The organism is Ruegeria sp. CH2 (assembly GCF_056537065.1).
On the sequence record NZ_JBQFQV010000005.1, the window covers coordinates 233,276 to 245,460 of the forward strand.

The window sequence follows — 12,185 nt, forward strand, 5'->3', positions numbered from 1 at the left end:
GCGAACGGCAAGTGCCGCCCGCCAACGTGGTTCAAATGTCGATTTGCTCGGCGTTGCTCAACGCATCTTCCAGCTCAACGCCAAGGTAGCGCACGGTGCTGTCCACTTTGGTGTGACCAAGTAGCAGCTGAACTGCGCGAAGATTGCCGGTCTTTCGGTAAATTTCTGCCGCCTTTGTCCTGCGAAGCGAATGGGTGCCGTACCCGCTCGGTTCTAAACCAATCGCCGTCACCCAGTCGCGGACGAGCCGACCGTACTGGCGCGTCGAGATGTGCGGGCGGTCATGGAACCGACTCGGGAACATGCACCGGCACGCAAACATCTCGGGCGACTTGACCCAAGCCAGGACAGTTTCGCGCGTGTTTCCCGTCAGTTCGAATTGAACGGGCCGCTTGGTTTTACTCTGGATCACAGAAACTCGCTCCCGCACGCGGTCATCCTTGACCAGATCAGCAACCGCCAGTTTCACCAGATCGCATCCTCGCAGTTTGCTGTCGATAGCCACGTTGAAAAGCGCAAGATCGCGCAGGTTGCCCGACAGTTCGAGCCGCGCGCGGATCGCCCAGACCTGTTTCGGCAACAGTGGTCGTTTCTGGCCGATGATCCGGCCCTTGTTCCAGGCTCTTCGTTTCGGGGTGACAGCAGGAAGTTGGACTCTTGGCATAGTGCGCCCTCCAATCCTCCCGCCAAACCCAGACATCAGCACCGTGCTGACGCCTCAATTTACTTGTGATTTGAATGGCCGTTGTCGGTTGCGCGTTCTTTGGGAAACGCTGCGGATGCATTGGGCCGTTCGGAGCCCATACTGTTTCATGCCGCAATCGCCATAAATGTCTGCTCACCGTCCAGATCAATCAGCAATCCAGTTTGTTGTTGAAGGTCATTTCTGCAATCAGCACCGTTGGATATCATGGGCTGATCAATGCTCCTTGTCGCCCCGAGCGGAGGGCAGCTTCGTGCACCAAACCTCTGCGTTTGTACGCACCGAAAATGTGACGGGTCCACTTTCACGAACACGTCTTCGGGTGCCGGGCTGGCGAAGGTAATCGGCCCATAGGGGGTTGCCGTGCAGGATCGAGGGCATCAATTGGACCACATACATGCTGGCGCGGTTGCGGCGGGGCGACGCATCGGTTCCGGTGCCGCTGGTGAGGAATTCACAGACGAAATGCGAAAACCGCCGCCGCGATCGCCCCGCTGCGAATCATGGATACCGGCCATAAAGACACAGGATCTGAATGTCGGCATCAGATCGGTATCGCGTCGGCGGGGCGCGCAATACGACCGACGGAAAATGTGGCGGACGATGCGCAACGCCGCAAAATGGTGCAGGGCGGCCCAAGGCGGCGAAACAGGGCGCCGACAGCAGCTTGGTTTATTCGGTGGGGACCTGGCGCATTGCCGGAATTCTAGCGTGAGTGGAATGCGAACTATGCTTTTCAACGCATCAGAACACCTGTAAAATGATACTTTTAGGACCCCGATCAAAAAAACGAAAGGGTGACCCTTGAGTATTGCAATTGTCGAAAATGATTTTCCGCCTGATTTTGTTGCGGAATATTGTAGTAAAAACAGACCGTTATTGATCAAGCACGGTGCGCGTTACTGGAAATCGGTGCAGGAATGGACGGTGCCGGGCTTGGCGCGCAAGTTCGGTGACGTCGCGGTCGATCTTGAGTTCGCGTCAAACTGTTTGTTTGACCCGAACGAAAACACCGGCAGGCCGAAAGTAAACTGTCAGAGTGTGCCGTTCAGTGAAGCCGCGCTCAAGATCATGAATGGCCCGGAAGACGGCGCATATTATGTGCGCGAAACGCCGTTGACCGGGGCGCTGCGGAACCTGAACCTGGACCTGGGAAAGTTGCCGCGCAGGCCGAGATTCGTAAAACACATCGTACCGCGGATTTGGGTCGGTTCCAAAGGGGCGGCAAGCCCGCTGCATTTCGATGGCGGCGACAACAACATTCTGGTGCACATGGCCGGGCGGAAAGAATTCGATCTATATCCACCGGAAGATACCGAAAATCTTTATCCCAACAGCGAAGGCCGCTTGCCGCATCTTAGCCTGGCCGACCCGCTGAACCCGGATTACGAACGATTTCCAAAACTGAAGCGCGCCCACAAGACGCGTCTTGTCCTTGAGCCGGGAGACGTCTTGTACGTCCCCGCGTATTGGTGGCACAGCACCCGTTCGCTCAGCACCTCGATTTCAGTGAATTTCTGGTGGCAGGAAACCTGGCTCAGTCGTTTGGTTCCCAGCCATTGAACGTGGCTGCACCAGGACACGGCGGAGCTGGGCGATTTGCCGGTCGAATTCGGACTCAACCCGGGCAAGGGCGATGCGGATGAAGGTGCCCGGCGCGGGTTTGTCACCCCAGTAGTAGGCGTTCGCCGCCACGACCCCGACGCTATGATCCAGCGATAGCGCCTGAAGCGCCTCGGCGGATTGGCCGGGCGGCAGGCGGAACAATTGAACATTGCTGTGGCCCTGTCCGACCGCAACCAGCCCCACCTTTGCCAGCGCATCGGTAGCGACGCGCCGGTTGCGCGCGACCGTTTCGCGCAGCCGGACGCCATGCGCCGGGCCATCCGCGCGCAGCAGGCGTGAAAGTGCGATGAGCGAAATAAGCGGCACGTCCAGCAGGAAATCACGGTGAATATCCCACAAAATGGGTGCAACGGATTTGGAGGCGGACGCGAAACCGAGCTTCAAGTCTTTGATCATGAACAGTTTGCCGGTGTCTTCGATCACCACGAAGTCACAACCGGCGTCCGAGACAATTTGGTAGTGGTCGACCTTTTGTGCCGCATAGACCCGGAAACAGGCATCAACTACCAGAAGCGTATGTTGCGCCGCAGCTGCCCGGGCCACGCGGGCAAAGCCGTCTGGGTCAAGTGTCCATCCCGTCGGATTGTTGGGAAGGGTCAAGAGAACTGCATCGAAATGGGCAAACTGCGCGTTCAGCTCGGCCTCGGAGCCGGAAAGAACGGCCTGTGTCAGAGGCGTGAGTTCCAGACCGTGCCGTTTGAAGATGTGATACGTTGCGTCATAGGTCGGCCACAAAAGGCCGACCCGGGTGGCCCCGGTAACCCGGAGCGCGTTGGCGACGATCTCGATGATCATCGAAGCGGAATAGCCAAACAGGACATCCGATGCCGGGGGGGGATGCAGCCCGCCGTGAAACCGGCAGAATGCCGCGAGAAAGGTGGACTTTTCCTCCAGAATGTCAAAGTCGCTGCGGGGTTTGGTAAAAAAATCACCACTGGGCAGCGCCGCCATCTGTGCCGGAGTGAGCGGCAGGTAGACCTGGGCGTCGGAGAGGTTGCCGACCAGATCGACGAAACCGCGCTCTTGTTCGGTGATCTTGTCGGTTGGGTTTTGGAGCAATGTGTCAGGCAAGGCGGGTGTACTCTTTGACGAAGGTCTGGCGCAGGGCGCGCATGGCTGTCAGCATCGTGGGCGTGCGCCGGCCGGTGGCGGCATCGTCGACGGCTTCCGGGTCGGCGCCTTCCGCCAGCGCCAGAACGGTTTCCGCCAATCCGGTACGCAGGTCGGCCGCCTGTTCTGCGGTTTCAAGCGAGGCCTCGAGCCCGCGAAAGACGTGGTTGTGAAGCATTTGAAAAGTGAAGTTGAAAAGCGCCTCTTCGATCGGGGCGCGCCGCCAGGGGGCGACGTCGAAATAGATCGGGTGCACACGCATTTCATAGGCCAGGTAAGATTTGCAGATGCCCTGAAGCCGGACGCTTTGCTGGGACAGGGCGGCATAGGTTGAAACGTGGTCGATGTCGCGCAGATCCTTGATCATCAGGCCCGCCGGTTGACCGTTGCTGTCGAGCAAGGCAAAGGCGTTTTGGGCGTGCGGCATGGTCATCACCAGCCCAAGGCGCAAGAACAGCGACCACCAGGCGCAGAGGTACTTGCGGCCCAGCGAAAGGGCCCAGGCCACCGGGTCGCATGCGGCGTGGTCGGTCAGGCGGCGGACCAGGTTGATCTTGGCGCTTCGGCCGTGGGCAAAGGCGTAGACCGGTATCATGAGCTTGCCGTCGAGTTTCGGGTATCGGCGCAGCACCGCGGCCTCGCCCCCGGTGTCGCCCATGGCCTCGGTCTCTTCGAGGATTTCAAGCCAGCGGGGCAGAGCGGCGCGGCCCTCGCGCAGGCACGCGGTGATCCACAGGCCCTGGAGAACATCGAGCCGACGCAGGGCGCCGAGGTCGACGGTGGCCTCGAGCCCGAACAAGATTTCCAGGACATTGCGTTTGGCGCGCTGCTGCCATGGCAGGCCCACGAATTGACTCTGGCCGGAGCCGAGGCTGCATTTGACATTCAGCGGGGGCGCTGGGTCGTCGTGTTGAAACAGGTCGATGCCACGCCGCGACCCGCCGCCGGTGGCCAGGAACGCCCGGGGGTCCTGTCGCGCGTGTTTGGCCTCTACCCAGGGCAGGCAGGGATAGCGCAACGCTCCATCGTGATCGAACCACGAGCTTTCGGCGTCGAGCGCGATGCTCCAGCCGCTGTGCATGGGTTCACGCGATCCCGGTTTGTCGTGGCTGGCCAGCCAGTCGCTGGCCAGTTGGCGCCACTGAGCCTTGGCCGCTGCGCCGGTGACGATCTCGTGGGGGCTTTGCCGGTCGACCATGCGAGACTGAAGCGGCATGCAGAATTCCGGGCCGAGGGCCGTTTCGAATTCGGCCGCTTCCCGGGGGCCGAGGCCGACATTCGCCTCGATCATGGTTCGGTGGGCTCTGGTCGGAGTATCGGCGCCGAAAACATCGGCCAGCATAGCGGGGGCTTCGTTGAGATCCTTCATGTCAGCGGCCAGGTGTCGTCGGCCACGACCTTGGCCAGGAAAGCGGCCCAAAGCTCGGGCACGATCTCGCCGATAATCGGGACGGCCGGCAGGAAGGTCGGGCAGGTGTTCACTTCGATGATCCGGTAACCTTGGTCGGTTTCCGCCAGGTCCAGCCCGGCGATCTGCGCGCCTACGGCGCGCGCGGCGCGTTTGCAGAGATCGAGGCAGTCCTGATCCGGAGTGAAGGTCTCGAGCGTAACACCGCGCCCGGTATTGGTGATCCATTCGCCGGGGCGCGGCACCTTGCGAACCGCCGCATGTGCGCCATCGCCGAACAGCCAGACCCTGATGTCGCTATTGCGGCTACGCTCGAAATAGGATTGGGCGTAGAGAGGTTGACCGAACCCGGCCAGCGTTTCTTGCTGCGCCAAGAGCTGTTCCTGCCCTTCGACCCGGACCACCCCGGTGCCCGAGGTACAGATCGACAGGCCGCCGCAATCGACAAACCCGGGCTTGACGACCCAAACGCCTTCGGGCTTGGCGGCGCGCAGGCCTCCGGCATTGAAGCTGGTCAATGTGCGCCCGTGCGGCACGCCCGCAGCCGCCAACGCCAGGCTCATGGCCACTTTGTTTTGGCCGCAGCGCAAGGTGGCTCCGGTGTTGAGCACACGCAGCCCGGACGACGCCATCGCTTCGAGGATCAGGGCGCCAGGGCTGAGCCAGGTTTCAAACACCCACCCCACCACGAGGTCGGCTTTGAACGCCGCAGCGCCGTCCCATATCCGCAGGCCGTTTTCCGTGCCCTCCAACGTCAGTTGCGCCGGATGAACCCTGCGGGCATTGAGGTCGAGCTCTTCGAGGAGCTTCCAAACCAGCGCGAGGTCGTCATCGTCTTCCTCGTCCCCGATAAACACGACTTGAGCTTTGGTCATTGACGCCCCACCAGTTGCCGCGCCCAGGCATGAGGGCCGAGGGAGCGCTTGTTCTTGACCGAGCGAAAGAAGCCGAAAATCTTGCGTTCACGCGGCCAGACGCGGTGGTGAAACGACATCTTGCTTTGCCAATAGCGTAGCTGTTCATAGGGGTGTTCGCCCGTGTAGTATGGGGCGGTGTCGTGGGACAGCCAATAATCGTCGTCGATGTAGCCTTCGGCCTTTAGCCGACGATAGGTCGCCGACCCGGGGTAGACCTGATAGATGGACGGGTCGATCTGGGTTGGCTTGACCTCGTAGAGCAAATCCAGCGTTTCGCGAATGGTGTCTTCGGTCTCTCCGGGATTGCCGATCATCAGCAGCATCATCGTACTGAGCCCGGCGTTCTGGGTTTGCTTGAAGGCGCGGGCGATTTCCGCCGGCGTGATCTGTTTCTTGATTTTCTTCAGCAGCGTCGCGGACCCGGTTTCGACCCCATAGGACACCGAATAGCAACCGGATTGTTTCATGATATCCAAGAGTTCCGGCGAAACGACATTGACCCGCGACATCGCCTGCCATGAGATATCCAGACCACGCCGCATGATCTCTTTGCACAGCGCGGCGGTGCGTTTCTGGGAAAGTGTAAAGGTCATGTCGTTGAATTCGAAAAGATGGGCGTTGAATTCTTGAACGAGGTACTCGATCTCGTCGACGACGCGTTCGACGTTCCGGCTGACAGTTTTCGAGAACATTTTCCCATCAACGCAAAACGTGCATTTGTAGGGGCAGCCGCGCGCCGCCAGAACGGTGGCACGGCGGGTTTCGCCGGCAAAGTCCTTGGCGCCGATTTCAATCTCGCTGCCGGAATTCCGGGCCAGAACAAAATGTCGGTAGGCGGGAAAGGGCAGTTGATCGAGCTGTCCAAGGCGGACGCGAGGCCCGGTGGTATACCCCGTTTCGATCGGCTCGCGGCGCACGATGCCCGGGGCCTGGGCGGATGGTCCGCCATCCAATTCGTCGAGCAACTCGACAAAGGGAATTTCGCCTTCGCCCTGCACGATGTAATCGACATCGTAATTCTGGATGACCTGGTCGGCGAAAAGGGTGGGATGATGTCCGCCCCAGATGATCTTGGCACGGGGCAGCGATTTTCGGAGCTTTGCACACATGCCCGCCAGTTCACGTTGGTTGCCTGTCCAGCAACTCATGGCGATCACGTCGGGGTTTGATGCGACGATTTTGGTCATCGCCTCTGGCCGGGTCATGAACGGCATCTCGACGACGGTGACGTCATCGCCGCGCGCTTCGGCCAGCGCTGTCAGGATGCCGAGGCCGATGGGAAAGGTGCTGACATCGACTTTCTTGGGATCAAGCGGCGCGTCCGGGACCTTTTCTTCGGGCGCGTAGGCATAGGGCGGATTAACGAATGTGACCCTCATGGCGCTGTTACGGAGCCTCCTGTGGTTCAAGGGCGAGCCCGGTGCGCGCAGTGGACAACGCGGTCCAGTCGGCGATGTGCCGCGCCAGTGTTTCCGGGTTAAGCCGGCTGCCTCGGGGCGAGCAGTCCAGCCGCCAGACCGTTTGATCGAAGCGTTGCTCGCTCCACCGGCAAATGCTGCGTTCGCTGGCGCGCTCGAGGGATGTCAGCCGGTCCTTCAACCCGGCCAGGGAACGCAGCGGCACCGTGCCCACCGCGTCTTCAGAATAGCCCCAGCCGTAGGTGGGGCGCAGGATGATCGAATAGCGCCACCGTTCCGCGCCTTCGGTCGACGCCAATGCGGGGCAGGCCAGAACGACGACCGGCTCGATTGTCAATGACATGACCGCATGCAGCGTCGCACCGCTTTTGAGCTCCAGTACCGGAACCGGCCCCGAGATCAGGCGGCGGCACCAAAGCTCTTCGTCGATCTGCCGAACGATCCCGTCAACATGAATGGACAGGGTCTCGCCCTTGAGGGCTTTCGAAATTTCGCCAAGGCCGTTTTCGAACCTCAGCTTGAGCGCTTTGCGCCGCGAAAACTTGGCCGCCCAACCCGGGTCGAATTCAAGCGCATGGGCCTCTTGCACCGCAAGCGCGAGACGCAGACCGGCACGCGGGCTGGATTGGTCGGAGATATCTTCGTGGCTTGATTGAAAGAAGTCCCCGAATTCGGCCGCGGCAACCAACGTGGCTTTCTCGGCGATTGCCCATTCCGGGTTTTGCATGGCCCAGACTGCCAAAACGCCGTCGGCATCATAATGCCGGATGGCAACCGTCTGAAAGTCCCTTGGGTCCAGACCGGCCTCAAGCGCGTTGATGACGCGTTCGGTCGCGGTGCGTCCGCTGGCGTATTTTGGCGGGGTCGTATGGTGTTCGTGGTGGTCGATCACCATCGCCCGGCCGGCATGCGCGCAATCGTCGACAAGGACGGAATTCGGGGGCGGCACGGACGCGTGTAACAGGCAGACTAGGTCGGGCATGGGCGGTCCTCTGGCAAGGGGTCCTGCAGGATCATCGCCACGCCTTCGCGTGCGCCATGCATGCACGAGATGAACGGGCCATCTTTCCCGGTGCCGCGAATGCAGGTGCCCGATGCATGCCCGCCAAAGACAAAGACGGAGAAGTTGCAATAGTATTCGGTCATACCCTGGGCCTGGTCGACCGCGCCCGCATTGGTGGCCTTGGCCGGCGCCACATAGGATTGCACGACATACCCCGGTGTGCCACAGGCGGTTTCGACTGCGGCCTGCCATGCGGTTGGCGAGGTGTACCGCCCCACGGTCACGTTCTTGCAGCTGCCATCGGACGGGCTTTTCAGGACAAGATCGGCCTGGTGGGCGATCAGGTATGCGGCCAGGTCGATGTTTTCCCGGCCATCCGGGCCGGTGGCGCGCTTGGCATTGGCCAGCGCCGTCCAGGGAACATGGCGACGGACAAAGGCGGCATCGTTGGTATCCAAAGTGCCATCGTGCACATGGCGCCAGAGCCAGGCCAACACCGCCTTGCTGGAAAATGCGACTGACCAGAGGCTTGTCAGAACCGGGATCCGGTGCGACGCCTGCCAGATGGCGTCGAAGGCACCCAGATCCTGCCAAAGCCGAGTCACGGGGGTGACGCCGCGATAGACCGCATCGACGTGCAGACCGTCGACCGACAGGCCCGTGTCGGGCGACCATTGAAACGCCTGCGGGCCGGTGATGACCGTGTCGATGCCGAACGCGGCCAGGTCGTTGGCTTTCCGTTCATAGGGCCAGGGCACATCGTCGATCTCATCTTGCCAGTCGCAGATCGCGATACGCATCCGGCCGTCTGGCCGTTCGGCCAGCCGGCGGAATTGGGCGGCCAGGGCCGGGCCCGGATCACACCGTCGAAGGCCCGACGTCAGGCCGTGGTTGCGATAGACATCTGCCAAGGCGCCGGCGGTGCCGAGACCGCCGAGAGAGCTGTCGATATTCGTTTCAAGGAACACTGGCCCCTTGGGACCGAGCATGAAATCCGGCCGCGCGATCAACTCCTGAGGTCCGGATGGCTTCGGCGTGCGGGACAGCGCCGCCACCAGTTGCGCATCCAATCCAAGGCTTCCCAGGAAATCCTGGCCGTGTTCCGCGACGTTTCTGTTCACCACCCGCCAGACCAGATCGACAATCTGTTCAGAGGCTTGCGCCCATTCGGCCCAGGTGTTCTGCGTGATCACGAAGGGCAGGGCGAAAGCCTGCGCCGCTTCAACATAGACGATGGGGTTTGACGTGATGTCATCGTAGATGGCGGTGAGGCGGTCCGTACCTGTATAGCCGTTCTGGACGATTTCGGCGATCCAGGCCTCGTGGGCCGTCAGGGAAAGGCGCGTGTCATCAAGCATGGGGCTTTTTAAGCTCCAGCCCTGCAATGCGCGCGACGATGTGCTGAGGGTCGCTGTCGACGGACAATCCACGGTCCTTGATCCAGTCGTCGTTGAACAAGGTGTCCAGATAACGCTCCCCACCATCCGACAAGATGCCCAGCACACGCGCCTTGGGGTCTTGCATTTGCACCTTGTAGCAGGCCGCGGCAACGGCCCCCGAGGACGGGCCCACCAGCAAACCGTGCTGGGCCAGGTAACGCGCACAGGAAAATGACAGCGCATCATCGACTAGACAGGCCGAGTTGACAAAAAGGTTGTCGATCAAGACCGGTTTCCAGCTGAGCCCGAGCCCCGGCGTCACATAGTTCGACGCATTTTTCGAGAATATCTGCGACCCAACAGCATCCACGGCCAAGATATCAACATTTGGAGCACGCCGCCTTATCGCGTCGGCGATGCCTCGCAACTGGCCGCCCGAACTTGTCGCCACCGCCACGACGTCCAATGCGTCTCCGAAGGTTTCGGCAATTTCTCGGCCCGTCGTTTCGCGATGCGCTTCGCCGTTCAAAAGATTGGCGGTCTGATTGACCCAATAGCCGCCGCGCTGTTCAGAAATCTTGCGGGCTCTGGCCAGCTTAGTTTCGTGGAAAAGCCCTTTGCTATCGCGCTCACGCTCTATTTCGATGGTCGCACCATACGCGCGCATGATCGCGATATTCTGTGCCGATGTGTTGGGATCGACGACGATCACCACCTCGATCCCGCGCGCGGCACCCAGCATGGCCAACGCGATCCCCAGATTGCCGGAAGAGCTTTCGACAATAGGCCCTTTCCAGGATGGACCGAACCCCGAGATCACCCTTTCGAAGATGTATGCGGCGACCCGGTCCTTGACGCTGCCGCCCGGATTGAACTTTTCCAGTTTGGCGATTGGGCTGGTGTCTGCCTGCAGCAAGTCTGGCAGTGCGACGACCGGCGTGGAACCGATCACACTGCTCAGCGTTGTGGTCACGGGAGGCGAGCGGTCGCATGGTTCGTCGCGTGTTGTTTCGTGCCAAGCCCTGCCGGTCGTGGCTGCATGAAGGTCGGCCACGGCTATGGGCTCAGCCACCGGCGGGGCGGCTCGAAATCTCATCTCATCACTTCCCAGAACAGATCATCGCCCGGCAAATGAGCCCACGACGACGGGACGCAGGCCCGGGCCTGATGCGCAGATCTACTTCTTGCCTTGGACGCTGTCGTTGAAAGCGTTGATGGCCGACTCGATGGCAATCAGGTTGCCGAAGTCTTCGGCGCTTAGTTCGGCCTTTTCACCCTTGCCTTCGAGCAAGTCACTGACGGCTGCAAGGTGGTTGATGGACGATCGGATATAAGCCTGAACGTTGCGTCCGTTTGCGTGTTTGGCAAGCAGACTGTCAACTTCGGCGACCGATTTCGTGGGCATCAGTCTTTCACGGATATCATCAATGAGAAAGCGCAAACGATCCGAAAATGCAAGTGTCAGATCACGATCAGACTCAATCATTTTCTCCTCCATAAGTCAGCACATAAATGAGTTTTGTCTTCATCGATAAGTAGAGCAAATCCCTACCTTGCAACACAGGATAGTAGAGGATCCGGGTTTTGACAAGATTCGTTTGTGGCGACCTTTCCGCCTTCAGCCCAAGCGAATGGCAGGTTTGTCCCGCGACTTGTAAATTCCCACCTCAATAAATGCTGCGCGATGCGCGAATGGCCGAGATCGCCGCCGCGTGGCGGCGCGGACTTTTTCGCCTGCGCAGAAAATTCGGTACACTATGCACACGCAGCGTAAATTTGAGAGGGCCGCTCAGGGCTCATCGGTTTGCTTCGCCGCGCGCGACACGAACGACCGCTTGTTCAAACAGCTTGGGCGTTGCGCGCGCATTCGCAATAAGATTGTATGCTCGATTGTTCGAGATTCCGGTGCTCGAACCTCTGGGATTTTGCAATACAGCACCCACGTCAAGCGGAGGCGCTACTTTCAGGCCGTTTGGCTCTCATTTTCTCCATCGCCATGTCTTTTGCGGACCGGCTTTTTCGTTTTGCAACGGCGCGCTGCGCATCAAAAGCTGCCCGAAGTTCCTGATCTTTTTCCGAAACCTCTTTCACCGGGGCAGGGGCCGGTTTCGCATCAGCCAGTGCCTTCGCCGTGTCCCTCGCTTGCTCTGCAGCAAGATCTAGGTGTGTGCCTTTGATCTTTGGCGTATCGCCACCAAGGAACTGCACAAAATACGGATCTTCGAAGTATCGGATCTTGTTTGCAATCACCGGCATCTTGCCTTCGCGGATCAGCACAACCTCATTTTCCGGCAATCGGCCAACGTGTTCCGGCCGGAGCAGGCGAATGCCTTCCTCGCGTTCCGATATGCTGCCCATTTCCATTTTGCCGAGCGCCCGAGACTTCGATTTGCTCATTACTGTTTTGTCACCGATAGACCTGGACACGTGTTCGCGGACCTCTGAATCCTCAGAGGCCGCGAACATCTGCGTCCCGGCGTTTGCCAGCATCGCCCGCACACCTTCATGCCCATAGATGTCCTGCAGGCGCGACAGCGTTTGCGAAATCACGATGATCCGGCCACCGAACGATCGCATGGTGTCATACGCTTCAACGACGCGCTCAAGATGGCCGAGGCGCT

Annotated in this window: 11 protein-coding genes; 1 reads left to right on the top strand and 10 read right to left on the bottom strand. The window is 60.2% G+C overall.

Annotation, left to right across the window (positions count from 1 at the left end; genetic code table 11):
- Positions 1 to 31: 31 nt before the first annotated feature.
- A complete protein-coding gene (locus ACR0M9_RS10220; protein WP_480773505.1) occupies positions 32 to 664 on the bottom strand; it encodes a tyrosine-type recombinase/integrase in 633 nt (210 codons plus the stop codon).
- A 918-nt stretch (positions 665 to 1,582) separates the two neighbouring features.
- Here ACR0M9_RS10220 and ACR0M9_RS10225 point away from each other — a divergent pair.
- Positions 1,583 to 2,266 carry a cupin-like domain-containing protein gene (locus ACR0M9_RS10225; RefSeq protein WP_480773506.1) on the top strand — a complete coding sequence of 228 codons (684 nt, stop codon included), beginning with the start codon at positions 1,583 to 1,585 and terminating at the stop codon, positions 2,264 to 2,266.
- On the opposite strand, the gene ACR0M9_RS10230 is transcribed toward ACR0M9_RS10225, so the two are convergent.
- The 9 genes from ACR0M9_RS10230 to ACR0M9_RS10270 all read right to left on the bottom strand — a co-directional run.
- Positions 2,210 to 3,388: a pyridoxal phosphate-dependent aminotransferase gene (locus ACR0M9_RS10230; protein WP_480773507.1), complete on the bottom strand. Its 1,179-nt coding sequence runs from the start codon at positions 3,386 to 3,388 to the stop codon at positions 2,210 to 2,212. The genes ACR0M9_RS10225 and ACR0M9_RS10230 overlap by 57 nt on opposite strands.
- A 4-nt stretch (positions 3,389 to 3,392) precedes the next feature.
- Positions 3,393 to 4,808: a hypothetical protein gene (locus ACR0M9_RS10235; RefSeq protein ID WP_480773508.1), complete on the bottom strand. Its 1,416-nt coding sequence runs from the start codon at positions 4,806 to 4,808 to the stop codon at positions 3,393 to 3,395.
- Positions 4,805 to 5,722 carry an ATP-grasp domain-containing protein gene (locus ACR0M9_RS10240; RefSeq protein ID WP_480773509.1) on the bottom strand — a complete coding sequence of 306 codons (918 nt, stop codon included), beginning with the start codon at positions 5,720 to 5,722 and terminating at the stop codon, positions 4,805 to 4,807. The genes ACR0M9_RS10235 and ACR0M9_RS10240 overlap by 4 nt, the downstream gene beginning before the upstream one ends.
- Entirely contained in the window at positions 5,719 to 7,143 is a 1,425-nt protein-coding gene (locus ACR0M9_RS10245; RefSeq protein ID WP_480773510.1) for a B12-binding domain-containing radical SAM protein, read from the bottom strand. Before ACR0M9_RS10245 ends, ACR0M9_RS10240 begins: the two co-directional genes overlap by 4 nt.
- Before the next feature lie 7 nt (positions 7,144 to 7,150).
- On the bottom strand, positions 7,151 to 8,164 hold the full coding sequence (locus ACR0M9_RS10250; RefSeq protein WP_480773511.1) for a DUF6687 family protein: 1,014 nt from the start codon (positions 8,162 to 8,164) through the stop codon (positions 7,151 to 7,153).
- Positions 8,152 to 9,543 carry a hypothetical protein gene (locus ACR0M9_RS10255; RefSeq protein ID WP_480773512.1) on the bottom strand — a complete coding sequence of 464 codons (1,392 nt, stop codon included), beginning with the start codon at positions 9,541 to 9,543 and terminating at the stop codon, positions 8,152 to 8,154. Before ACR0M9_RS10255 ends, ACR0M9_RS10250 begins: the two co-directional genes overlap by 13 nt.
- The gene (locus tag ACR0M9_RS10260) at positions 9,536 to 10,660 is read right to left on the bottom strand and encodes a pyridoxal-phosphate dependent enzyme (RefSeq protein ID WP_480773513.1); all 1,125 of its coding nucleotides are present in this window, start codon (positions 10,658 to 10,660) and stop codon (positions 9,536 to 9,538) included. Before ACR0M9_RS10260 ends, ACR0M9_RS10255 begins: the two co-directional genes overlap by 8 nt.
- 81 nt (positions 10,661 to 10,741) lie before the next feature.
- On the bottom strand, positions 10,742 to 11,050 hold the full coding sequence (locus ACR0M9_RS10265) for a hypothetical protein (RefSeq protein WP_480773514.1): 309 nt from the start codon (positions 11,048 to 11,050) through the stop codon (positions 10,742 to 10,744).
- Between the two features lie 458 nt (positions 11,051 to 11,508).
- On the bottom strand, positions 11,509 to 12,185 hold a 677-nt coding region (locus ACR0M9_RS10270), incomplete at its 5' end, for a type IV secretory system conjugative DNA transfer family protein (RefSeq protein WP_480773515.1).